Annotated in this window: 17 protein-coding genes; 6 read left to right on the top strand and 11 right to left on the bottom strand. The window is 43.2% G+C overall.

Annotated elements, in window-relative coordinates:
- Nucleotides 1-3 precede the first annotated feature (3 nt).
- Complete coding sequence (recB, locus tag ACYX4W_RS14705; RefSeq protein WP_476073668.1) at nt 4-3861, bottom strand: exodeoxyribonuclease V subunit beta; 3858 nt, start codon at nt 3859-3861, stop codon at nt 4-6.
- A complete protein-coding gene (gene recC, locus ACYX4W_RS14710; protein WP_476073669.1) occupies nt 3858-7475 on the bottom strand; it encodes an exodeoxyribonuclease V subunit gamma in 3618 nt (1205 codons plus the stop codon). The genes recB and recC overlap by 4 nt, the downstream gene beginning before the upstream one ends.
- Nucleotides 7476-8113: 638 nt before the next feature.
- On the opposite strand from recC, the gene ACYX4W_RS14715 reads away from it, so the two are divergent.
- Nucleotides 8114-8767 (top strand): dUTP diphosphatase, encoded by a 654-nt coding sequence (locus ACYX4W_RS14715; RefSeq protein WP_474856951.1) that lies wholly within the window; start codon nt 8114-8116, stop codon nt 8765-8767.
- A gap of 211 nt (nt 8768-8978) precedes the next feature.
- On the opposite strand, the gene ACYX4W_RS14720 is transcribed toward ACYX4W_RS14715, so the two are convergent.
- From ACYX4W_RS14720 to ACYX4W_RS14750, 7 genes are all read right to left on the bottom strand, one after another.
- A complete protein-coding gene (locus ACYX4W_RS14720; RefSeq protein ID WP_476073670.1) occupies nt 8979-10658 on the bottom strand; it encodes an AMP-binding protein in 1680 nt (559 codons plus the stop codon).
- 217 nt (nt 10659-10875) lie between these two features.
- Nucleotides 10876-15048: an EAL domain-containing protein gene (locus tag ACYX4W_RS14725; protein ID WP_476073671.1), complete on the bottom strand. Its 4173-nt coding sequence runs from the start codon at nt 15046-15048 to the stop codon at nt 10876-10878.
- 245 nt (nt 15049-15293) lie between these two features.
- Nucleotides 15294-16682 carry a ribonuclease J gene (locus ACYX4W_RS14730; protein ID WP_476073672.1) on the bottom strand — a complete coding sequence of 463 codons (1389 nt, stop codon included), beginning with the start codon at nt 16680-16682 and terminating at the stop codon, nt 15294-15296.
- Between the two features lie 68 nt (nt 16683-16750).
- Nucleotides 16751-16984 (bottom strand): DUF2789 domain-containing protein, encoded by a 234-nt coding sequence (locus ACYX4W_RS14735; protein ID WP_014949810.1) that lies wholly within the window; start codon nt 16982-16984, stop codon nt 16751-16753.
- A gap of 165 nt (nt 16985-17149) precedes the next feature.
- On the bottom strand, nt 17150-17500 hold the full coding sequence (locus ACYX4W_RS14740) for a DUF2750 domain-containing protein (protein WP_474806266.1): 351 nt from the start codon (nt 17498-17500) through the stop codon (nt 17150-17152).
- A 72-nt stretch (nt 17501-17572) separates the two neighbouring features.
- A complete protein-coding gene (locus ACYX4W_RS14745) occupies nt 17573-18403 on the bottom strand; it encodes a LysR family transcriptional regulator (RefSeq protein WP_474856955.1) in 831 nt (276 codons plus the stop codon).
- A gap of 126 nt (nt 18404-18529) precedes the next feature.
- Nucleotides 18530-18697 carry a hypothetical protein gene (locus ACYX4W_RS14750; protein ID WP_474806263.1) on the bottom strand — a complete coding sequence of 56 codons (168 nt, stop codon included), beginning with the start codon at nt 18695-18697 and terminating at the stop codon, nt 18530-18532.
- Between the two features lie 399 nt (nt 18698-19096).
- Between ACYX4W_RS14750 and ACYX4W_RS14755 the strand changes: the two genes are divergently transcribed.
- Complete coding sequence (locus ACYX4W_RS14755) at nt 19097-19453, top strand: MaoP family protein (protein ID WP_474856956.1); 357 nt, start codon at nt 19097-19099, stop codon at nt 19451-19453.
- Nucleotides 19454-19654: 201 nt separating this feature from the next.
- Entirely contained in the window at nt 19655-20398 is a 744-nt protein-coding gene (locus ACYX4W_RS14760) for a PRC-barrel domain-containing protein (protein WP_476053895.1), read from the top strand.
- A 103-nt stretch (nt 20399-20501) separates the two neighbouring features.
- Here the strand turns inward: ACYX4W_RS14760 and ACYX4W_RS14765 are convergent, their stop codons facing one another.
- The gene (locus ACYX4W_RS14765; RefSeq protein WP_474806257.1) at nt 20502-20813 is read right to left on the bottom strand and encodes an ArsR/SmtB family transcription factor; all 312 of its coding nucleotides are present in this window, start codon (nt 20811-20813) and stop codon (nt 20502-20504) included.
- A gap of 189 nt (nt 20814-21002) precedes the next feature.
- Between ACYX4W_RS14765 and ACYX4W_RS14770 the strand changes: the two genes are divergently transcribed.
- A complete protein-coding gene (locus ACYX4W_RS14770; RefSeq protein WP_474856958.1) occupies nt 21003-21353 on the top strand; it encodes a rhodanese-like domain-containing protein in 351 nt (116 codons plus the stop codon).
- A gap of 55 nt (nt 21354-21408) precedes the next feature.
- Nucleotides 21409-22320, top strand: a complete 912-nt coding sequence (locus ACYX4W_RS14775) for a LysR family transcriptional regulator (protein WP_474806254.1) — start codon at nt 21409-21411, stop codon at nt 22318-22320.
- Nucleotides 22321-22339: 19 nt separating this feature from the next.
- Here ACYX4W_RS14775 and ACYX4W_RS14780 read toward each other — a convergent pair whose 3' ends face one another.
- A complete protein-coding gene (locus ACYX4W_RS14780; RefSeq protein WP_476073673.1) occupies nt 22340-22963 on the bottom strand; it encodes an exopolysaccharide biosynthesis protein in 624 nt (207 codons plus the stop codon).
- 468 nt (nt 22964-23431) lie between these two features.
- Here ACYX4W_RS14780 and ACYX4W_RS14785 point away from each other — a divergent pair, with 468 nt between their 5' ends.
- Nucleotides 23432-24766, top strand: coding sequence for a sigma-54-dependent transcriptional regulator (locus tag ACYX4W_RS14785; protein ID WP_476073674.1), 1335 nt, complete (start codon nt 23432-23434; stop codon nt 24764-24766).
- The last annotated feature ends 4 nt before the right edge of the window (nt 24767-24770 follow it).

Genomic DNA, 24770 nt, shown 5'->3' on the forward strand with positions numbered 1-24770 from the left:
CCACTACTTGTCATCGAAACTAAACTGCTGCTGTTCTGAAGGCTGTTGAGTAGTGCCCGCACTTTTCAAATTGTCGCTTTGCTGACTATTGGCACCACTTTCAAATATTGAATCTATTTGCGTGAGCAAAGACGAAGGAATATCGGTATAAAACACCCCTTCACCCCGTTCGTTCTCTGGGTGCATGCCGCGTAAGTAAAGGTAATACACACCGCCGAAATGAACATCAGGGTCGTAATCGGGCAAAGTATTTTTTAAATAGCGATGTAAGGCCAAGCAGTAAATTAAGTATTGAAGATCGTAAAGGTGATGCTGGTTGTTGTGAAACAGCGCAGCGGGCATATAACTATCTAACGTATCTCCCAGCCAGGTTGATTTGTAATCCGCCACAAAAAACTGACCATCATGTTCAAAAATCAAGTCGATGAAACCGTGCATCATTCCCTGTAATTTCGTAGTAATTAGCTGAGGAGCGGCCTCGGCCTTACCGCCAATGGCGTCAGCTACCACTTGGCGGTGGCGAGCAAGAACATCGCGAAGCTGAGCCCATTGCGTATCGTTCATGGGAAAGTAGAACTCTGCTTCGCGCAGGGTTTGTGCTAACGGTAAATCACTCATGCTTAGTTGCATTTTAGGATACAAGGGCGTCTGTAACGTTTCTTCAAGCCACTCGTAAAGTAGTGGCGTGCGCTTTTCATCTAGGCCAAAGCGCTTAACGAGTTCTTTGCCAGCTTCTTCCCATTCGGGCGCACTAAAATCACTGTTCTCAAGAATATCGTGAAGCAAGTTACCTGCGCTTGCACCTTTTTCCAACGTAAAACGCAAGTCACTTTTACTGATTGTAGTTATAGTGCTTAAAGAAGGATCTACATTGCTTGAGCCTAACAGCTCTTCTCCCCCCACAAGTGAATCCGCCGCGTACACCTCTTCGTCACGAATGGTTTGAAGTACGGGCACACTTGGAAGTACTTGACCTGAAGCTTCTACTGGTGTTGTGTTTACGCTCGTACTCACCGTAGTTAAACGGCTAAGCGCTGAAAATGAATACAGCCGCCATTCTTCACTCGCTGTGCCGGTAAATTGTAATGCGCTAAGCTGTGGCAGCTCGTCTTCTTGCTCAAAGCCTGAATACACTTCTTCGAAATCGTCGCCATCGATGTGGCTTGCATGTGACGCATCTTCTGCGGAAACCCTGCTTAACACACTTGGCCAATCGTTGTTGCCGCTATCCCCACTTACGCCTAAGGCTCGTGCCAGTGCGCTTTTTTCATTGTTGGCAAGAGGTACAACCCCCATATAACAGCGGTGCGCTGCACGGGTTACTGCCACATAGGCCAAGCGCATATCTTCCGCTTCGCTTTCGCGTTGAACCCGAGCTATCGCTTGTGGCGTTTGCCCCAACTGCATCTGCAAGTCTTGCTTCTCTTCGTCGTAATAGGTAAAGATTTGCGATGTCGCCTTTCCATTTTTCGACGCGTCTTTATAACCCGTGGCATAGGGTACAAAAACTATTGGATACTCAAGGCCTTTTGAGCCATGCTGAGTAATAAGACGAATAAGCTGACTATCACTCTCAAGGCGAAGCGTTAGCTCTTCGTCACTTTCCGGCTTGTGGATTTGCTTATTCAACCAATCCAGCAGTTGTTCAGGGCGCTGATGTGTAGTGCTAGCTTTTTCCAGTACTTCCGCTAAATGCTGATAGTTAGTTAATGCCCGCTCTACACTGTCGGCATGGGGTTGATAACTGTCTTGCATTAAGTGCAGCAGTACACTCATACAACCTTTTTGCAGCCACATCTCGCGCAGCGACAGTACTTTATCGATAGCGGCATCCCACTGCGCGTCATCTTCGTGATAAAGCAGTTCGATAAGGGTGTTTGCGCTATAGCCCCAAAGCGGAGATGCCAAACTGGACGCTACTTTACTGGTGTCATTCGCATGCCAAATGCCATTAAGCAGCCTAAGCACGTCTTTCGCCTCAGCACTGGCAAATAGATTACTGCGATCGCTTAAATAAACGCAGGCCAGCCCTTTTTGCTGTAATACATTTTTGATAGCGCCTGCTTCGGTCCTGTCTTTGACCAGAATGGCGATATCTTGAGGTTTTACTGGTGTAGTGTGACCGTCCGCCGCTTTAAAATGCGCTTCATTCAACAAGCGATAAATTTCTTGTGCAATCCACTGCGCCATTTTACGCCGCATAATGTTAGTGTTTTCTTTCTCCTCTAAACACATGCTCACGTAATTCATTGCACTGCGTTTCGGTACACTATGCTCTTCAGCAGGGTCTACCAAGGGGGTCTTAGCCGCAGCGGCTTTAGGAGTAAATTCAACAGGGTTGTAGTTAATGCCAAAGCCAAATACATCAGTGGGCGCGCCTGATGCCACTGGCGCACCATAGAATAGTCGATTGTAGGCCCTTACCATACCTTCCACTGAACGCCAGTTGGTGTTCATCACCCAGCGGTAATCAGCCTGTCTACCCGCTTTTAAATAGGTAAAAATATCGCCTCCACGAAAGCGATAAATAGCCTGTTTCGGGTCCCCTATCATTAGAAGCGCACTTTCATCAGCTTCGGCTAAATTTGGATATACCGAATCTAGAATAGCGTATTGCTTAGCATCGGTGTCTTGAAACTCATCGATGAGCGCGACTGGAAACTTCTTGCGAAGTTCTGGCACAAGGGTATTGTTTGGTTTTATAACCTCATCAGCTAACATGCGAATAAGGTCATCAAAGTCGATAACACCCAGCTGCTTTTTCTGCTTTTCAACTCGCTCTTTAATAAAGGCAATAGCTTCGATAACCAACTTGAAAACAGGTACTTTACCGAGTGCTTTATCTTTCTCGACAAAGGCTTTTTTAAGCGCGCCAGCAAATTCCTTAATTGGCGTTAAAATTTCCTTTACGCCTGAAGAATTCCGAGCATATCGATTCCCCTTAACAAAAGCCTCTGCTTCTGGCGGTGCGAGATAATACTGCTGCTCACTTACGCAAGAACTTAACCACGCTTTAAGCGCAGCCAATTCTTGGGGCCTTTCTTTTTTATGCGCCGGCGTTTTAATAAGTTGCTCTACGATTAACCCTTCGTTTTCTTCCACACTTTGCAGTAAAGATTTCGCATAGGTCAAAGACGTGTTTGGCGCGTCATCCAGCTGTTTGTTAAAAGCAGCTTCAATGTCGTCCTCAGTTAGCATTAATGGGGTCAGAGTACTTTTTATGCTGGCGTTAAATTCACGCAGCAGGTTTTCAGGTGTGTGCCAACCAGACTCTGCCAACAGCCTGAAATCGTCCTCGCTTTTACTTATTTTTCGAATGAAATCTTCGGCAGCTTGAAGATATAAGTCACTAGTATCGTTACCTAAGTTGAGCGACATAGCAAAGCCACTGTTGAACGCCAGCTGAGTAATAACGTGCTGACAAAAACCGTGGATAGTGAACACCGACGCCTCATCGAGCTCCAGCTGCGCTGCTTTTAATAGGGCTAAACTCTCATCAGGATCGCAACTATTAAACAAGCTCTGATAAACCGGGTCGCAGCTAGCGTCTATTTCGTTGCCGTTGTCTTTGGCTTGCTGCCAAATAAGCAATGCCTCTCTTAGCGTGGCTGCAATCCGCCCCTTAATCTCTTCGGTAGCGGCTTTGGTGAAGGTCATCACCAATATTTCTTTAACGTTAAGCTTTTTTTCTAACAGCAAGCGTAAGTACAAACGCGTAATGTTAAAGGTTTTGCCTGTACCTGCGCTTGCTTCGATAAGGTGTCGCCCTTTTAGCGGCATAGCTACCACGTCAAGTAATTGCGCCTCGGCATGGGGTCGCTCGTTCTTGTAATTTTCAGAGGATACAGAATTCTGGCTCATAACTTCTCCTCCTGAGACGCATTATTGACCATGGAAAAAATTACAAAGGCACTCAAGTGCGGGACATCGTTCCAGCTTACACCTTGCGGGAATAGCCAGTTGAGGTAAGGATTGCTTGCCATATCCGCACTGTACTGACCGTTACTTTGCTGCCAATCGGTTAGCGCACGCTGTAGTTCAATGGCGTTAAAAAGTGCGGCAGATTGACCAACTATCTGTTTCGCTTTTTCGTTTCTGTCATTTACTATTTCGCTAGTAGTGTCGCTGTCTTTCTCAGCAAACGGGCAGACTTCGTCAATTACTTGTCGAATTTGCTCAAGAATGGCTTTGTCAGTTTCACAAGTAATGTCTGTACTATGCAGTAGTGCATACAGGATATGGTTAAACTTATCCGGTTTTATGCTTTCAACTACTGGCTTAGTCTCTGAGTTTCTTGTGCCGGGCATAAAGGTACCAAACAAGCTTAAATGCACTGGCGTTGGCGCCGTATAAACAGCCATATAAAGCTGCTCTATAAACAAGAGTAACCGCACCGCAGTTTCTCGGTCATAGGAAGGGAAACGCTGCTTTTTCAATACAGTTTCGCCCTTTTCCCATGAACACGAATAAATATCCAATGGATAACTGCTGTATTTTCTTGCTTCATCACTGCATGAAAACATCAATTGAGAGATGAAAAAGCTTAACGCGCGGTGGGCGTCTATTTTACCGGCACAAAGCTCTACTAACGCGTCGCTACCAACTAGGGCAGTTGTAGTAAAGGTGATGAATTTACCTTGGAACTGCGCCTTTACAGGTTCAGCATCGTGAGGTCCCATAGCCTGACTTAATGCCAACGCCCCTTCTTTCCACGTTTCAACTTCATCTCTGGCAACGGGGTTATTGGGAATATCGCCCCTAAGCGACGCAAAAGTGATCACCTGTTCACCGTATGACATTGATTCGTGTTCTTGTGACATTTTGCGTTCAGGTGATGAGAAGATGGCATCAAGCACCTGGTAGCGCAGCAAGGCATTAGTTTCAAATGGCTCGCTGTTTTCCAGTAGCGTAAAAGACTGTGATAAATTTACACCTAGCCTTTGTATAGAAAAGTGCTCTAGAGGGTCTTTAAAGGCTCTTGCGATTTGGCTATTTGATAGTCGAAGTTCCTGTGTTGAAAGCGCATTGGATGACTCTTCAGGCATCGCTAGTTGGTCAGAACCGTTGCTATCAACACTTGTCTTATCAGACTGTGACTTTGTATGCTGTAGCGCATCGGCCAGTCTAAGCCAACCGGTTTCGTAGCTTGGCAATTGGCCAGTAAATCCCTCTTCACTAAAGGGGTGAAGCGGCGCATGTACTCGATATCTAGACAAGGCCAGAGCGTAGCTATTTTCAAGCATGTCCATAAACTCAGCCAGTACCAGGCTAGGCTGGCGCTCACTGTTATTGGTAACATCGTTGCCTTGGTAGCTTAAGTACAGGCTTTCCCGCGTTGAAATAATGGCTTCAAGGAATAAATATCTGTCTTCTAGACGCCTTGAACGATCACCAACCCTACGGTTCGCACCTGCCATTAAGTCTAGGCCTAACGGGCTTGATTTTCTTGGGAACTCACTGTCGTTTAGGCCAAGAATACACACTTTTTTAAACGGTATACTTCGCATTGGCAACATTGAACATACAGTGACCTGACCAGTCATGAAGTGGTTACCTGCGTCTGGTGATGAGAATCGATTCAGTAAAAGGTCGCGGACTTGGCGCAAGGATAATTCATGCTGGTAATCTGCTTCTTCGCATCGTGCTGCAAGATCGGCTGCAACGTTAGCAATAAGATCCCAGCTTTGCTGCTGCTCTTTTATAGGCATAAAGCACGCATCGCGAAGGTCGATTAACGCTTTAGACCACTGCTCTGGTGTTCTTGGAGCGGTTAACTCTTGTGCGAATTCTCCAAGCATTGCCACTATATCAATAAGTTTACCCAGGGTTAGCGCACTTTGCCCTTCAACGTCCGGAATAGTAAGTAGGTCACTCACAACCACTTCGGCGTCTTGCGCCAACATGCCCATCAGCAGCCTACGAATGCCCCACCACCAGCTGTACGTTTCATCTAGTTTAACGCCCTCTGATACGGCGGTTTTATGGGTACTATTAAGACCCCAATGGATATGGGCTTGTTTTAGCCACACCACCATTTGCTCTATGTCGTCTTGGGACACTGAAAATCGTTTTTGTACAGAATCCAGCTGCAGGTAATCCATAATATCCGATACGCCAAAGCGGCTATCAGGTAGCTGCAAAAGCGCCATAAACGCCGCGATAAGAGGCTCCGCGTCCATAGGGCTTCTATCTGCAATGGTACAGGGGAGTCTAACTTGCCCGGTGCCAGCTAAGGTTTTAGTACCAACCCTGTGAAATACGGCATCAACAAATGGCGCATAGTTTTCAATCGCCGGGCACATCACAAGAATATCTGAAGGGGTACGCGTTTTATCTTGGGATAACCAATGAAGCAGGTGGTCGTGCAACACTTGCACCTCGCGAAGCGCGGAATGGGTGCACATGATAGTAACGCTATCATCATTTTGTTTTAGTTCGCTAGTGAATGGCGCAGGTTGAGCGGCTTGTAAAATATCTCTGTGGATATAGTCCAGCAGACCGCGGGTAGGCTCTATCTCACCGTTTCCAACCTCTTCGTCAAATTCTGGCGAATCAAAAGCGCTTATCTCAAACGTGTCTAGTTCGGTAAGCAAATTAAATAGCTCTCTGCCCTGCTTACCTAAGTTGCCAAGTAATGGGTTGGACTGGTCTTCTTCCATCCATTTTTTAAGCCCTTCTAGGCGTAATAGCTTGGCTTGTTCGCTACTACTTTTCGCTTCCCCCCAATAATTTACGCTGGGGTTTAGGTGGAATATATGAATATCAATATGCTGTGCGAGGGCGTCAAAAAATGCTATTAGTTGCGGTGCCATGGTGTTAATGGCAAAAACAATAACGCGCTTGGGTAAATGACTGACGGGATCATTTGGTATGTCACCTGCCTCTAACGCTTCTATAGTCATTTGATGCAAACGGGCAGGATGCAACGGTTCCTCTTTGGCAAGAATACGCCAAATTTCGCTTTGCCATAATTCCATATCATCGAATACAGCCCTTTCATTCGCTTCCCACTTAAACAGCCAGTCGGGGCGGTATAAGAGGTATTGTTCGTACACGTCAGCTAAAGCAGTAGCGAGCTGGAGACGCTGAAGGCCCTGCTCTTGCTCACTACCAGCATTTTTCCAATATCTATTTACTTGCTCAAAAGCTTCACCGTTCATCAGTGAGTCATCTTGAAGAATATTGTCAATGCGCCAAGTCAGTACTTCACGACGATAAGGAGACTGCTTAGGTACTTTACCCTGCCCTAGTACAGAGCGTGCCGTATTCCACATAAAGCGTACAGGCAGCGGGTAGTCAATATTCATCGCCACGCCATGTTCGGTGGCTAATTGCATACTAACCCAATGCTGCATACCCGGGCTTTCAACCAGAATAGTTTCTGGCGTAAATACCCCCAAGGGTTGCTGACGTAAAAGCGTGGTGAGAAGAAAACTCAAGTGTTCTAATTTGTTAGAGGGATATAACGCAAGCAATCGAAAAATCCTTTGTAAAACGTGCAATTAGGTTCTGTATAAAGACTATGCACGCACCGTCGAACTTATCAATTAAGTGTATCGCATTAGGCCAAGTAGTTAAGTTATTTCTCAAAAAAAATAGATAAGCAAATGTCTTATGAAGATAAAAATAAGGACTAAAGCATTGGTATAAACAACCGTATCCAAACAACTCAGTGACAAGTAATGGAGAAAGCTAGGTATCGGATATACGAGAAAACTAAGAGTATCGTTTTTTAGACAAAAAAAACCCATACAGACCTCAGGACACGAAAAATCTGTATGGGTAAGGTTTACGGTCTACTCAGTAACAACGTGAATAAGCGTTGCCTGGCACTCATTCACGTTAGCGCTACTGGGCAGCACTGTTAACCCTCTAGGTTTTGCAGGTAGAATGCCAACTTTATAATGCATACAATTCAATAAGTTAGAGTTATTTCGAAAATATGACTAATCAGTCATGGTTTTACTCTGGTGCAAGTGCACCACAAGCAAGCACTTAGTAAAGAAGATGCTTCACTATTATTGGCTAAAATTTAGCAGTTTCTCCTTCATCGTCATTCAAGTACAATTTCGCCTTTAAAAGATGCATTACACATTCACGGTCAGGAGCAACAATGTTAACCGCCCAACAACTCGCCACCATGCTTTCTCTTCAAGATAAAATGAACGCCAAAGTAAACCCAGACTGGCTAAATGCAGGATATGGATACTTGCGTGCAGCTATGGTTGAGTCAGTTGAAGCCATTGAACATCACGGCTGGAAATGGTGGAAAGCACAGAAGAAAGACTTGCCGCAGCTTCAAATGGAGCTGGTTGATATTTGGCATTTTGCGCTGAGTGCCTGCATTATTGAATATAGAGGTGATATCACTGAGTCTGCCAAAAGCATTGCGTCTGAGCTGGCAAGTGGCAATACCCAAGTAACCTTCGATGGCAAAGACTACGACGCATCTAACCAGTCCCTTCTTGATAATTTAGAATTAATGACAGGTCTGTGCGCTGCTAAACGATTCAGCGTTCCACTATTTATGTTTATCGTAAGCCAATGCGAAATGACCGCTGACGAGTTGTATCGGCAATATGTTGGCAAAAATGTTCTTAATTTCTTCCGTCAAGATAACGGTTACAAAGAAGGAACATACGTTAAAGTATGGGAAGGCCGCGAAGACAATGAGCACCTAGTAGAAGTTATGGATGCCCTTGACTTAACGAAACCTGATTTTAGCGACTTAGTCTACGAAGGTTTACGCGCTCGCTACCCTTCTTAAACTTCCTATAGCCCGATAATGCTTAACCCCAGTAGTGTATTAGGCATTGGCGTGTGGCGCTTACAATAGAGAGTGCTGTGTCGAGGCTAGAGGTGCGAAAGGAATAGCCTGTTTAACGCCTGACTGTTTTTATAAGGCTACTACAAAAAAGCTCTGTCTAAGGACAGAGCTTTTTTTAATCTAGTCAGAAAAATATAGCTAAACGGGCGATTTACGCGTCAACCCACACCAATTTATCGCTGTAATTACCTTGTATAATGTCAACAAATCGCTCTTCTAGCACGTGGCGCTTAACCTTTAGCGTTGGGGTAAGTAAATCGTTCTCAATACTCCATTCGTTTTTCATTACTACAACGCGATCCATTACCTGATGGCTCTCTAATTTAGCGTTAATAGCTTCAAAGGTTTTCTTAAGGCTCGCTTCAATGCTTGCTTTATCTTTCTTCTGCGCTTCTTCGCTTAATACCAAAAGCGCAACCGGTTGAGGTAAGTTAGTCCCCGTTACACACACCTGTTCAACGACAGGGTTTTCCATAAATTTAGCTTCAATGGGTGCAGGCGTTACGTATTTACCCTTCGCCGTTTTAAAGATGTCCTTCAAACGTCCGGTAATTTTGACGTAGCCATCGTTATCTATGACGCCTTTGTCGCCAGTGCGCAAGTAACCGTCTTCGGTGAAAACTTCAGCGGTTTTATCAGGCTCTAGATAATATTCCAGCATGTTGCATGGCGACTTAACCTGAATTTCGCCTTCCTCTGATGTGCGAATATCAACACCGTCATAAGGCTTACCGATACAACCAATTTTGTCGTGTCGGAAAGGTACACTACCAGTACCGTAGGCACTGTTTTCAGTCATCCCCCACCCTTCGGAAATGTAGATACCGATTTTCGCAAACCATTCGATAACAGTTGGCGCCAATGGTGCAGAACCGCTCGCCCATAAGCGCGCATTATTTATACCCAAGCCATTTCGGATTTTCTTGGCTACGATTTTGTTTAAGAAGGGTATTTTGAGCAAGGTATCTAGCTTTTTCTGTGGCATTTTCGCTAATACGCCCATTTGGAACTTCGTCCATAGGCGAGGCACAGAAATAAACAGCGTAGGCTGGCAATGACCTACATCTCGTTGGAAGGTCGCTAAGTCTTCCACAAAATGAATTTTTCCACCGCTATAGTAGCTTGAAAGTTCTACAAGCACGCGCTCTGTAATATGTGCAAGGGGCAGATAACTCATAGTGCGATCGTTTTCGTTGATGCCTAACTGATCCAGTGAACGTCGCGCTGCCCAACAAGCCGTATTATAGCTATGGACTACCCCTTTAGGCTGCCCCGTACTACCTGATGTGTAGATAATTGTCATCATGTCGTTCATGTCAGGTACAGGCAAATCAGAAATTGGCGCTATATCCATGAACTCTTTCCACTGCTGTTTGGTAGCAATGTTTGGATAAGGGAAGGCAACAGTAAGATACTCTGAAGGAATTGAAGCTACCTGTTCAGCAGTATTATCAAGCTTTCCTACGAACAGCAACTGTACATCAGCGTGTTTCAGCACATACTGAACCGTATCAGGGCCGGCTGTAGAGAAAATAGGTACCGACACGTGACCTGCCATCATTATGCCCAGGTCGACAATAAACCACTCTGCACAGTTTTTAGAAAAGATACCAATACGGCTGCCTTGTGGGAAATCTAGCTCACGTAAACGTGCCGCCACCTTTCGGGCTTGCTCCGCAACTTGTTTCCAAGTGTAGTCGTGATATTCACCGTTAATTGGCTGCGTAAGAAATACGTCGTTGCCACGTTCTTTTTCCCAGTGGTACAACATACTTAATGGCGATGTTATTACTTCCGTGGTATTTGCGTTTACTGTCATGTCTAGCGGCATAAGTCACTCATATGTTGTTATAATGTAGCTCATTTTTACAATGATTTCACAGACTTCTAATAAGCCTTATTTTTTATTGAAAAACAAGCTTTTTAAACAAGCGTTTACATTATTTGCGATGAATAACAACAATTTGAGCGCTAAATTTAGTTTTTTTATACATTCGGCTTTTCACTCTTTATGATTGTTTAACGCTAAAAGCCGAAACTAGATACGGTCACTCAGCCCAGTTTTTAAACAGAATGGGCACTATTTCATCTGCCGTGCATGGCTTTGCGTAAAAATACCCTTGATGGAAGTAACAGGCCTTTTCGATAAGTTCGTCAACCTGCGCCTGTGTTTCAACGCCTTCTGCAACACAACTCATCTTTAAGTTCGTTGCAAGCGCGATAGTCGTTGTTACTAAGGCTTCGTTGGCATTACCCGGTGCCATCTCATTAACGAAGCTTTTATCAATTTTTAGTACCGATAACGGATAGCGTTTTAAATAGCTTAGCGATGAATATCCTGTTCCGAAGTCGTCTAACGCTAAAACAAAGCCTTCTTTTACGAACCGCTCAATCTGCCGTAAAGCATTGTCGCTATCGTCCATCAATACGCCTTCCGTGATCTCAAATCTAAATGCCTCTTTAGGTAAACCAAACTCGCTCAACAGGCTTAGTACCCCGCTTAAGTCGAACTCAGTTTTAAAGTGCAGGGCAGATAGGTTTATTGACACATAACCGTCAAAGCCTTTTTCATACCACAAAGACAAATCTTGAGCCGCGCGGCGCATTGCTTGCCTTGTCACTTCAATGATGTATTTAAGCTCTTCTAAAACAGGAATGAACTGATCGGGGTATAGCGGCTCCTCGTCTAATCTTCCTCGAAGCAGTAGTTCTACCCCAATTGTTTTATTAGTTCTTGCATCTATGATGGGCTGGTAGTGATTAAAGAAGCAGTCATCTGAATAAGCGCGTTTTACTTTGTTTTCTATCTGCAAGCGTGTTTTTGCTCGCTCATTCATATCACTTGTAAAATAAGTAAAACCGCTCAACGCATCTTTTTTAGCGCTGTACATAGCAACATCAGCTTGCTTGATAAGCTCGGCAGGTTCAGACGCATCTTCTGGGTAAAAAGCAACGCCAATACTACAAGATACACGAAGCACTTCTTCAGCCAATGAAATAGGTGTTTCTACCGATTCAATAATTTGCGCTACAAATGAACTTAAATCATCGTCGGCGCCCACCTCTTCAATAACAATCACGAACTCATCGCCACCAAGACGCGCAACCGTACCCGACTCTGCCACCAGGTTTCGCATTCTATTAGCAACAATGCGCAAAAGTTTGTCACCATAATCGTGACCAAGGCTATCATTAATGCCTTTAAATCTGTCTAGGTCGACAAACATCACAGCTACACGATGCCCATGATGACGCGCAAGCCCTATGGCGTGCTCAAGTCTATCGAGTAATAACGTCCTGTTGACCAAACCAGTAAGGCTGTCGTAGGTGGCAATTTTAAGCAGCTTGCGTTCTGCATTTTTTTGCTCGGTGATGTCAGATATAACAATCAGATAGTGTTCTGCGTCATTAGTTTCGCCACTTACCGCTGTTATATCTATCAAAACGTCGTAACGCTTACCGTCAGCACCATCAATAACAGTTTCATCTTTCCAAAAATCACCGCCTTGCATTTCCGGCAACTTGCCCGAAAGGTGACGATTAAGGTTGGGATAACGCAGGTATAGACGAGATAACTGTTTAGGTAGTGGCTCCCTGCTATTAAATCCAAACACTTGCTCGAAGGCGGGATTCGCGGCAACTAAACGCTTATTTTTATCAAAAATAAGTACCCAGTCCCGAGTTTGTCTAAACGCATCGCTAAATAAGGTAACCTGTTGTTGCGCCTTTTGAAGCCTAAACAAGTGACGTTGTCTAGAGAGTAAATAAGCCACTAAAAGGCCAACAACAAGCGTGGCATATAAGGAGTAAGCCAGTGGTGAACGAAGTGGAGCATAAGGCATGGAGAGCGTTATTTCTGCTGGCAATACGTTAAATTCGAAGCTACCTGGCGTCGGCGCCACGGTGAATACATAATCTCCAGGCTCAATATTAGTAAAGGTTATTTTCGCATCGTCGGTAACACCTTCTGTTACTACCCGATCACCATTGAGAAGCTTATAGTAATATTTAACTTTACCTATTCCAGACATCGCGAGCGAAGAAAAGTGAATGGTTAATCCATAGTCTTCATAATCTAGATTAAAATGGTGACCACTTAAGTTTTTTAAGGGCTGGCTAAGAACGCGATTGTCTACGGCAACTTCAGTTATAGCCGTTTGTTTGCTAAGTAAACTCCTCTCTGTATCTAAACTTTCAAGCTGGGAGGCCGAAAATACTACGGCACCACTTGTTGAGCCATAGGCGAGCCTTCCGTCATTAAGCTTCAATGAAGCACCTTGATTAAATTCAGAAACACTTAACTCACGACCGTATATAAAATTCTTGATTTGTGCAGTGGAAGGATCGTACCGGTGAAGGCCTTTATGCGAGCTAAACCAGATGTTCCCAAACTCATCTTTTTGAAGCCCGTAAACTATGTTTGATAACAGAATATTGGTGTCGTTTAAATTGTATAGGGGTTCGAATGTATCGGCATCGACGCCAATTAAACCGACCCCACTATAGGCAAGCCATAGTACGCCCATATCGTCAATGACCCAAGATGATATTGAGCGCTCGTTTCCGCGCTGCGACTCTGGGAAACGATAAACAAGTTCATGTTGCGAAGTCTCAGGATCTATTAACCACAAGCCTCCCTTGGTAGCCAAGAACAACCTATTATTGTGATAGGTAGACTGCCCTATAAAGCCGTAAGAGAAATTGATATCGAAAACTCGTGAGTCTAAATTAAGTGGAGAGATTGCTTTATTATTTACGTCATACTTAAAAAAGCCCTCATATCCAATAAAGTATAAAACATCGTTATTAGATAGAACCATGCCGGAGCCATAAGTATCAAAGACAGCATTATCTCCTCCACTAAGTACTTCTGGGCGAGACAATTCCTCTGTTTTCGGGTTGAAGAGTCGGATGCCGTCATAAGTACTTACAAATAACTTTCCGTTTTGCAGCGGAATAAGTTTATCTACCGCTCCCTTACCATAAACTTTGTTGTCAGAATAAAGAAATTTGTCAGATGTTTTTGTTGTGAAGTCATAATGATTTAGCCCATTGTCAGTACCTATCCATACTTTATTGGGCTCGGTTTCTGCGAAGGTCCACACTATATGACTGGTTAATGTGCTGTCTGCTGCCGCTCGCTCGTTCTGAATAGTAAACATGTCAGCACTTTTAACGCCAAAATATAACGCGCCTGCGTAGACGGAACTCATCCACAAATTATCAGCTTCATCTTTCGCTATTGCTGAAATTTTTTTATTTGAGATTTCAGTGAACCCGTTGTTAGGCTCTAAAATGTGTTCGCTCTCCCAACCTTTTGAAGATTTGACTAGTTGATACAGGCCTTTATTAGTTCCCAGCCAGAACGCATTGTCTTTGTGCTGAACCATAGTCCACACATTCCTATCAGGAACTACCTGCTCAAATACATTCCTTTTAACGCCATTCACTTGCGCTAAAAAGTCTTCTTTCTGTGTGACGAATACGCCAAGCACCGTCGAAATCCATACTCTATTTTGCTTATCCAACAGCAGAAATTTTGCGTTAATATTGTCAATATTCTGTGGTGTTTCACCTAAGTAATCTAGGCTAACCAGCGGCTGTTCTGTATCGTGTATATTTTTTATATAAGCGCCTTTGGATGTTGCTATCAACAAAATGTCGTCGATAGTAATAGCAGCGCGAATGATATGGTTATTTTCTAAAAGCTCGGTAGGTAGCTTAGCAATACTCGTTAATTTATTTTTTTCAGTATCGAAAAGCTGAACTTCTTCGTGAAGCGCAATGACCAATTTATTTTTGGTGTACCAATGAAATGTCTGGGCGTGTTGAACCACACCTTCAATATCGTAGTAACTCGTAGGCTCTATTTGAACGATTTTTTGAGTAGCTAAATCTAGATAGTAATTGCCTTTTCCGAAAATGCTAAACCAAAGTCCTTCAGAGCCTTGCAGCGCTAATCTGTAAACTGACGAATCAAGTAGCGTGTTAGATGAATCTGTTATCCGTTTTGTTCTAACGCCGTCCCAGCGCACTAACCCACCTTCTGTGGCAATCCATACAAACCCATCATCACTTATTGCAATGTCGTTAACGACATCTTGTGGCAGACCATTTTTTGTCGAGAGCGATTGGAAAACTGGGTTGGTAAGCCGTGGAGAAGCTTCTGCATAAGTACAAAAAGTAAAAACCAAAAGAATCAGGTAGGATAAAAACTTCATCACAAGTTGTTCGCATAATTTAAATTTTTATTATGCAATTAAGTGTACCAGAATGTTCGAAACATGGGCAATTTCAAAAGAAGGTTTTTACACTTCCTTAAGATACTGGTATCGCATTGATATTAATAAACTAATTACACTAGCGACAAGAAGTTTAATAACGCAAAAAGTAAGTCTTAAAAGGATTAAAGAATGATTAAATTATGCAAATACTTTTTCTTTCTACCCTACTTTTTTCGAAAAGTTTAGTCTTGTTGAACTGGCACCCGCCCCACTGGAACAACTTGGCGGCGAATGCTGGGCTGAGGAGATAACCGATATAAATCGCCATTTTGTCCCACGTAGTGTTTCTTAACCCCGCACGCCTTAGCAATATCTGCATGTGCCTGTAAATGCTCATGCTCACCATGCACCGGTATAGCAATTTTAGGTTTTACCCAGTGATACATAAGTTTTAGCTCTTCTGCGCAAGGGTGGCCACTGGCATGAATAGGCAAGGAACTGTCCTCGCTATGAATCACCGCAACGCCTTTTGCCGACAACGCCTTACTCAGACGCCCTACACTCTCTTCGTTACCAGGGATAATTATGGATGAAAATATAACAGCATCGCCTTTGTCCAAACTTAAATGGGGATGGTTGTCGCGAGCCAAGCGGGCTAAGGCTGTATTTTTCTCACCTTGACTTCCCGTTGCTACTGCTAAAACCTCATGAGGGGGCAAATAACCCAAGTGTTGAGGGTCGGTTATCGGTAAATCATAGGGCCAGATACCCTGCTGTTTTGCAATGCCGTACATGTTTAACAGTGAACGTCCATAAAGCGCCATGTAGCGCTTAGTTTTTTTAGCAACCCTAGCCAATGAAACAAGTCTTGCAATGTTACTGCCGAAGCACCCCACAACCACCCTGCCTTTGAGCGGGGAAATAGTACTGAGTAAGCCGTCATAACAATTTCGTTCAGAGATAGAAAACCCAGGCTTAGGTGCATTAGTAGAGTCGCCGACTAACGCAAGGATATTTTCATTACCTAACTGCTTGTAAAGGTCTACATCAAAGGGCAATCCAGTGATTGGGTTAGCGTCGATTTTCCAATCAGCAGTGTGTAAAACAGTGCCTGCGGATGTCTCAATTTTAAGTGCGAAGGGCTCAGGCAAAGAATGTGTAATAGCCAACCAGTTCACGCTGAAAGGGCCTATTTGCCGAGTGTCACCAGCGTCTACTTCAACGATGGGGATACGATTCGCAAGCTTGCTCCGAGCAAGCTTGCGTCTTAAGACCTCAGCAGTAAATGAGGTAGTGTAAATCGGCGCTTGAAATCGCTCCCAAAGGTAAGGGATAGCGCCCACATGATCCTCGTGAGCGTGAGTGATCACAATACCGGCCAATGAATCTTTTTGCTTAGCTATGAAAGCTGGGTCAGGTGCCACTACTCGATGCGTAACACCCTTAGGCGAAGACACGCCGCCTACTGAAGTGTCACTTTTGTATTTCGGAACAAGGGGCTCGTCAAATGACACCCCGCAGTCCACCATCAACCATTGACCATTGTGTCCGTATAAATTCAGATTCATACCAATTTCGCCTGTCCCCCCTAAGGGGACAAACCACAAATCATCAATGTTTGGGTGTAACAAAGCGTATACTGCCTTTTTTAAAAAATTAGAAATAAGCTATGAATGCGATAGATGCCTGCTAAATAGTGTTATTCGTGTAGTTCTGCGTTGAGCTGGTCAATAACCTCAGCCCATGCTGCATCTTCTACGATAGCATCTTTGAGAAATGCGGACTGGCTTTCATTCCAGTACGGCGCCTCGTGTAAGTGCTGGCTTTTATTTAGCCCTCTATGAGTTTCGAAAAACTCTGCGATCTCTTCATCTGAACTTCCTAGACCGAGTTGACTAAATAAGCTGTTCATTGTGGGTTGTTCAGTAAACATAACGCCTCCCTTGGGTTATCTAATAACAAGAGCTGTAGAGACAACGAGTGGCGTGTTGATTACACTACCGCTCAATTGTTTCTACCTAGTTACTAAATGACTACCCCAAGCTCTGTGCTTAAGATCACCCGGAACTTTTGAACTTGCAGCGCCCTGAATAATACATTAAAGGTACTCAGCAAACTCTTGTGGTGAAATTACCTCACCTTCTTCAGCTGGAACTGGACAAACAATAACCATGAGTTCGTCTTGCGTCATACCTGGAACCCACTTAGTTAAAAATTCTTCTGTAGTGAGTTCCATTGCTTCACAGTGTGCCCAATCTTCTGTGGCCCACAAAAGCGCAAGTTCAGCGTCTGGCCAAACCGGCACACCATCTTCTTCGTCAGTGGTTAGCATGACACAACCATGTTCATCTTTAAGGATAAACAATTTTTTTTCGGATTTAATCGTCTCCAAGCTAGCTTCTAAGCGCTGAAATGCGTTTTTCTCTAGTAAAGGATGTATTTGGGACATAGTACTCTCTTTTTAATTCTGTCATTTATGTGCCATATATAGTGGCACTCGCGCAAAACCTATTGGTTGCATTTAACTTACTGTAGATACGCTGTCTATAATCTCGTCAAGGCCAACACGCCGTATTTGCTTCATACTGTGTATGTATAATTTCAATGATACGTTTTCAAGGGTCGCAATTTTAGTCACGTTAACATTGGCTGGTATCTGTTTTTCTATATTAGTGGGTAGCACGGCTACCCCACCTTCGCTAAGTAAGTTGTTAAGAGCAAGATTTAACGAATTGGTCCTTAATTTTGCATCGCGAAGCTGCGGGTAGGCGGTAAGAAGCCAGTCCCTAGCCTTAGTACCCCAGTCAATTGCTACAAAATCAGCGGCATTAACAGCATCCGAATTCTTTCCAACACGATAGAGTGCAATTTCATGTTCCATCAAAACTGTGCTATTTACTTCCTCAGATTTGAGTGGCTCTGTAGAAAAAGCGAGGTCTGTAACTCTTTCGTGCAGTTGGCGGGAAAGAGTATCTAGGGTCAAGACTTCTGCCTTTACAGACCAATCAGGAAATGAGTTGTGAAGATGGCTTAGCATTGTAGGCAATAGCAATTCACTGGCGAGCTGTGTCGCTCCACAAACTACATACTCAGATGACTGTATTTGCAGCTCTTGTTTGGCTTCGTTGAGTGTGGCGCATAATTGCTTAGCGTAGGGAAGCAACTTTTCTCCGGACTGGGTAAGTTGGATACTGTTGCGCTGCCTAATAAAAAGCGTCGTGTGAAAATACTCTTCAAGTAACTTTATCCTAGCACTAACGGCAGATTGAGTAAGGTAGAGATTTTCAGCGGCTTTACCGAAGTGACGTGTTTTTGTCACCTCTATAAAAGTGGTGAGAAAGCGTATATCCATGCTTAATTTACAACCGAATTGATATGACTCTAAACTGACATAGATAATACGGTAAGTAAATACAAATGCACAGAAGCGCACCGCTATAACCGGTGCGCTTAATTAAAAATTCATCAACTCGCTTAATTAATACTCTTCTTGATGCAAACGTCGTTGCTTTTCACGACGTTGCAAGTCACGCTTCTGTTTTACTTTTACAGAGCTATGACGTTTAGAATTTGTTTTCTTTGCGTGAAGATCTTCCTCTTCTACCGAGTCCCATTCATCACGCTGGTAACGATAGTCTTTACTCATTGACTTCTCTGGATTGTTAACACTTTTTCATTATCATCCTAAGCCGAAAAATAGAAAACGAATTTTAATCATCGTAGCGACAAGAATTTTTGATGATATCTTTGCTGTATTCTCACATGCGTGTTTTGCTATTCCATATGACATTTTTGTGACAATACGCCCACAACAGCAACCCTCTAAAAAAATCCGGATATACTCTTATATTTCAGAAGGTTAAAGAACAAAAACCTTTTGCAAACAGTTTCTAAAAAGCCCCATTTGCAAGAATATTCCTCTGAGTCTCCGTTACTTTTTAACCCGTTAAAAAATTTTTTATTGATAAGAGAAAAATCTTTTGTTTTATCTTCATTTTTATTTATTTTAAAAGTGCGCTGAACAAAACAATACGTTGGGTACAACATGAAAAGTTTAGCTATTCGACTATCTCCAAAACCATATATTGACCGTCAAAAGTTTCCCTATGGCTTTCGTAAATCAGGTGACTTCAGTATCACTGAAGCAGATCTTTTAACTAATTATGGCAAGACCTTATTAGGCCTTGAAAGCGGTGAACTTTCGCCAGAAAGTGAAGATGAGCAACATTTCGTTGCATTCATCAATGGCAAAGTTGAAGCAGTGAATAACCTTGAAAAAGCGTGGGCAAAATATGTCAGGCTGGCAAGAGGGAAAAAACACTTTTATACCCTCCACAGCAGCGCTAGCAATCAATCAGAATACGATGATGATTACTCTGAAGAAGAATTTGATGTTGCTTAAGTTAAAATCATACCAGTTCACATTATAAAGCTCGCTCAGGCGAGCTTTTTTGTTTTAGATGATAAATGATCTCAATCAAGGCTATGCAAGAAGAAAATGAAGAAAGGTTAAGGACTGTCTACACTTAGAGTATTAAAGAGTGACATTAACTAATGGTAACTGTCACTCTATACAAAGAGCCCTAGCAAAGGAGGCGCAACGATGATCATTAGTTCAAAACAGCTTACTCACTTTTCTATTCACGCCGTTGATGACAAGGTAGGCGGTGTTCGCGATATTCTCTTTGACGATGAGACGTTTACCGTACGTTATTTGGTTGCAGATACAAATACGTGGCTTCCCCTTAGCAGAAAAGTTGTTATTTCTCCTATCGCTGTTACAGAGCTAGATAGCAGTGATGACACTGTTCACGTAAATATGACTGTTGAAAAGTTAAAGAATAGTCCGTCAATTGATGAACATAAGCCCGTTTCTAGAGAGTATGAAGAAAATCTCTTCAAGTACTTTGGTTACGGCTACTACTGGATTGGGCCAGGGGCATGGGGAGAATTTGCACATCCCAATGAGCTTGTTGAATTACAGCAAGCAGAAGAATCCGAAACACTTCACCCTGAAAAAACGAGTAATCATTTGAGGGCTGTTGGCGAAGTGGGAGGTTATGAGGTTGCTACGACTACCGACAACGTTGGACACATAAGCAATTTTATAATCGACACGCGAAGTTGGAAAATTGTGATGCTAGTGGTTGATACCAATAACTGGCTTCCAGGCGGTAAACATCTTGCGCTATTACCGAGAGACATTGAAAATATCGATTGGGCGGCACACTGTGTTGCGGTCAACCTGAGTCATGACGAATTGGTCAATAGACCAGAGGTTGATAGTGATAGGATTGCAGAAGAGGACTACATTGCCCTTTTGAGAAAGCAACTGGATAGCGAGTAAACAACTGGATAGATCGTCTAAGATTTGAATTTGAATAAATGTTAAACGATATAATGTCCGTGTTGGCACGGACATTGTCGTTGTAATAATGGATACGAAAAAGTTACTTGCAGAAGAATTCGTCCATAAGCGCAATAAGTCGTTTGACACGTTCATCCGCTAGTCGATAGTAAATTGTTTGCCCTTCCCTTCTCGTAGCCACCATTTTCGACTCTCGCAATAGCGCAAGGTGTTGAGAAATCACGGGCTGTGAAACATTGACTACTTCTAAAAGCTCGGTTACCGACTTTTCCTCTTTCAACAATGAACAAAGCACCATAAGACGTGTTTTATTCGCAAATTGCTTAAGGAAGATCTCAGCTTCCACCGCATGTTCCATTATATCCTCTGAACCTATTACCATATCTTCAGACATAAGCACTTCCTTTCTTTAACATTTCTGGCAATAATTTAGCTATTAATTATACTAAAGTATAAGACATTTTGCCGACTTGCCATTATATGCGACGAATTCCGGTAATTCATATTGTTTTAGTGAGATTCGGTCCTTACATTAGATTAACCTTATTCTAATTACATAAAGTCGTTATCAATTGGAAGTATTATGCTAATAGATATTAAAACTCGGATTGAGAACATCAGTTTCGATATTCGATGCGTCACTGCAGAAAAAGCTTCAGAAGAGCTAGTGCACAATAATGGCGCTCTCATCGATGTCAGGGAAAGCAATGAAGCAGCGAGCCAGCCAGTCCCCTCTGCCCACAACATTCCACGAGGCGTGCTCGAGATGAAAGCACTGGAGAAATTCAAAGATGCCTCTACACCGCTTTACATTCATTGTGCATCTGGCGTTCGTGCCAAATTAGCCGCTGAGCAATTAATGCTTATGGGATACGAGAACGTATCAGTAGTAACGTGCCCTGTATCATCTATTAACCTCGCTCTTGAAAAGTGACTTGTATAATCAGTCTATGCTATAAGTAGCCCATAAAGCGGGTTAAGGGCGTCGTATGCTTAAATCTACACTCGAACAATGGCGTATGTTTAAAGCCGTTGTTGATGCTGGTGGTTTCAATCAAGCAGCTGCAGAAGTACATAAAAGTCAATCTAGTGTTCATCACGCTGTTCAAAAACTTGAGAATGCCATTGGTGTAACACTATTTGAAAATATTGGCCGTAAAGTACAGCTTTCTCCGCAGGGTGAGCTCATGTATCGCCGCGCTTCGTTTTTGCTTAACGAAGCTCACAAGCTTGAAGCGGTAGCAAGTAGCCTAAAAGTAGGAACAGAAACAACACTACGTATAGCTGTGGATATTATTTTCCCTTCTGAGTTATTGTATAACGTGCTTGCCAAAGTCTCTGCAGAGTTTCCTCTCTTACGTATAGAAATAGAGGAAACCGTCCTTAGCGGAGCTAACGCGTTATTAAGTAGCGGAAAAGTAGATTTGGGCATTTCTCCCTTTGTCTTTCCGAATGGTTTTAGCGAAGACTTATGTGAAATCGAGTTCGCCGCGGTGGCTCATGCTAAACATCCTTTGCATCAATTAAATAGAACTCTTACCTTAGAAGATCTTAAAACTCATCGTCAGATTGTCGTTCGCGACTCATCTGCAGAGCGCAAGGCGGATGTGGGTTGGCTGGGTGCAGAACAGCGCTGGACAGTGAGTCACGTGAGAACATCTTTAGATATCATCGCTCAAGGATTAGGATTTGCATGGCTACCTATAGCCATTATCAAGGATGAATTAGAAAATGGTACGTTAGTACCGCTTCCTTTGGATAACAATGCGGCGTTGAGAAAAGCCCTTCTCTATCTTTCTTTCGAAGATGGAGACACGTTAGGCCCAGCGGCACGCGCATTTATGGGAGAACTGAGGTACCAAACAATGAACTTGCCTACCTCTGAGTTTATGCTTGATTGATGTATAAGTAGCTCGCGCATTAGCTCACCACTGCAGGCAGGTGCTGAAAGCCTAACACAAAACCAAACAGCGAGATTGTTACACCTATCAAGGCTACTGCGCCGTCGTCTGTAGCCATACCAACCGCCATAATGAACACTGCTAATGCGGGAATAAGACCCATAAAGGGAATAAGCTCTAACGGAACCATTACCAAGCCGCAGCCAACACAATTCAATGCAATTAAAGAGCGAAACACGGGCTGTCTCATAAAAAAACAACGGGGAACGAGAAATCGGTCAACACTAGCCGCATAGGGTTTTATTTTTTCCACTATATGGCGTAGTTGATCAGCATCGCAATGTATATCCATAACTTTTTGAGGTAACCATGGATGTCTGCTACCGAGTAATATTTGCAATGCAATAAGTAAAATCGTCACACCGGTTAAAGAAGGTACACCGGGAATAGCGCCTATAGGGGTGCAGGCGATAAAGGAAGGAAGCGCTAGCATCGGGCCAAAGCCCCGTTTTTCCATTACTTCCCAAAAGTCTGCAAAATAAAATAAATTTTGACTAGCCCGAGGCTGCATTTTTGTCAGCAGCTCGGTTAAGGTCATTGATCTCTCAGCTGTTTTTGCCCACATTTTCAATTCCTTTGACATAAATTTAGCTGTAATCCCCTAATTTCAGAGAGCAAATGCGGACCTACTATGCGCAAACCTTCGGTATATTTTATCTACTCTTTCCACCAATTATAAAATTGCTCCCCCAACAAATTGTGCGAAAAATGTGCCATAGCTCTATGCACACACAATTTATAAGGCAATGGGAATACTTTTTGCAGTCGTTTGTAAATAGGTAACACTCAGTCTGTATTTGATAGATCGAAACCCGATTAGAGCAAATGGTGGAACCGAAGTATTAAACAGTCGTTCGCTGAATTAAGCTTACATGCTTGAGGTGAGTTACTTAGATGCTAATGTAGTGTTACATGACCTATACAACATAACACTTGGAAATAAACGCTCAAAACTAGGTATCTAGTTATTTTTCCTTGCTGTTTATGATAAAACTATAACATTGATTTTATTCCATATTTTAAATGGAAAGTAATAGAGAGGGACATCCACGTGCTAACCGTACTTTTAGTTGATGATGACGCCGAGTTTACAGAAGTAGCTTGTACTATTATTGAATTTTTAGGCCACGACGTTCTAACCGCTGCTACATTAGCTGAAGCCCGTGATTGGCTTGAGAAAGAAACATTCGATCACGTACTGTTAGATTTTATGCTGCCTGATGGTAGTGGCGCTCATCTATTTAATGAACTTGATGCGCTTCCCAAGCGCCCTCGTGTTACCTTAATTACCGGCCACCCTTCGGTTAAAAGCGTGATTAAAGGCTTATGTGGCCCTACAGTGGACTACCTTGTAAAGCCAATACAGCGCGAAGAAATTGAGGCTGTTCTAAGTAAAAAACAAAAAGACACAACACCTAAAGAAGAAACAATTGAAAAACACTTCGATTTGCTGATAGGCGAGTCTCCCGTGATGAAAGAGTTATACAAACTCATTTCAAGAGTCAGTAAAACAAGTGCTAACGTCATGCTGTTAGGCGAAAGTGGCGTTGGTAAAGAAGTGGTTGCAGTTGCAATTCACCGAGCTTCTGAAAGTGAAGGTCCTTATATCGCCACAAACTGTGGTGCCTTTTCTAAAGAATTGATTGGTAGTGAACTGTTTGGCCATGAAAAAGGTGCCTTCACTGGTGCGGTAGGTCGTAAAGAAGGTGTGTTTGAGCAGGCGGAAGGTGGCACCCTTTTCTTAGATGAAATCACAGAAATGCCCATCGATATGCAGCCCAACCTTTTGCGCGTACTTGAAAATAAAGTAGTGCTTCGCGTAGGTGGCACAAAATCTATACCGGTAAATTGTCGCGTAGTATCTGCAACAAACAGAACAATGGAAGAAATAGCGCAAAGCAAAGTGTTGCGCGAAGATATCTATTTTAGATTGGCCGTTTTCCCAATCACTATCCCACCATTACGTGAACGAAAAGAAGATATTCCGCTGCTAGCGAAAACCTTTATTGCAGAATTTAACAAAGATAACGGTTCTAATTTTAAATGGGAAGATAATCAACTTGAAACGCTTCAAGCCTATGATTGGCCAGGAAACGTTCGTGAGTTAAGACACTTCGTTCACCGTGCAGCAATTATGAGTGACCCTGAGAAGAGTGAGATTGAACTACCTAAAACTATTGAATCTCCTTTTGCACAGAAGCAGAGTACGACACCTGCCCTTCAAGCTGGAAGAACGATTGAAGATGTAGAAAAAGAGCTTATCTACGCCACGTTAGAAAAAGTAAGTGGCAATAAAACCACGGCCGCAGAAATGTTAGGGATAAGTACTAAAACGCTGTACAACCGCCTTCATGCCTACGGCGATCTAAGCAAAGATGAACAATAAGGGG

Source organism: Alteromonas sp. ABH4_454 (assembly GCF_056311775.1).

What these genes read in the sequence shown, in the direction of transcription:
- recB (WP_476073668.1), bottom strand. Translation starts at nt 3,861, where the DNA reads ATGAGCCAGAATTCTGTATCCTCTGAAAATTACAAGAACGAGCGACCC.
- ACYX4W_RS14715 (WP_474856951.1), top strand. Translation starts at nt 8,114, where the DNA reads ATGTTAACCGCCCAACAACTCGCCACCATGCTTTCTCTTCAAGATAAA.
- ACYX4W_RS14720 (WP_476073670.1), bottom strand. Translation starts at nt 10,658, where the DNA reads ATGCCGCTAGACATGACAGTAAACGCAAATACCACGGAAGTAATAACA.
- ACYX4W_RS14725 (WP_476073671.1), bottom strand. Translation starts at nt 15,048, where the DNA reads ATGAAGTTTTTATCCTACCTGATTCTTTTGGTTTTTACTTTTTGTACT.
- ACYX4W_RS14735 (WP_014949810.1), bottom strand. Translation starts at nt 16,984, where the DNA reads ATGTTTACTGAACAACCCACAATGAACAGCTTATTTAGTCAACTCGGT.
- ACYX4W_RS14740 (WP_474806266.1), bottom strand. Translation starts at nt 17,500, where the DNA reads ATGTCCCAAATACATCCTTTACTAGAGAAAAACGCATTTCAGCGCTTA.
- ACYX4W_RS14745 (WP_474856955.1), bottom strand. Translation starts at nt 18,403, where the DNA reads ATGGATATACGCTTTCTCACCACTTTTATAGAGGTGACAAAAACACGT.
- ACYX4W_RS14750 (WP_474806263.1), bottom strand. Translation starts at nt 18,697, where the DNA reads ATGAGTAAAGACTATCGTTACCAGCGTGATGAATGGGACTCGGTAGAA.
- ACYX4W_RS14755 (WP_474856956.1), top strand. Translation starts at nt 19,097, where the DNA reads ATGAAAAGTTTAGCTATTCGACTATCTCCAAAACCATATATTGACCGT.
- ACYX4W_RS14760 (WP_476053895.1), top strand. Translation starts at nt 19,655, where the DNA reads ATGATCATTAGTTCAAAACAGCTTACTCACTTTTCTATTCACGCCGTT.
- ACYX4W_RS14765 (WP_474806257.1), bottom strand. Translation starts at nt 20,813, where the DNA reads ATGTCTGAAGATATGGTAATAGGTTCAGAGGATATAATGGAACATGCG.
- ACYX4W_RS14770 (WP_474856958.1), top strand. Translation starts at nt 21,003, where the DNA reads ATGCTAATAGATATTAAAACTCGGATTGAGAACATCAGTTTCGATATT.
- ACYX4W_RS14775 (WP_474806254.1), top strand. Translation starts at nt 21,409, where the DNA reads ATGCTTAAATCTACACTCGAACAATGGCGTATGTTTAAAGCCGTTGTT.
- ACYX4W_RS14780 (WP_476073673.1), bottom strand. Translation starts at nt 22,963, where the DNA reads ATGTCAAAGGAATTGAAAATGTGGGCAAAAACAGCTGAGAGATCAATG.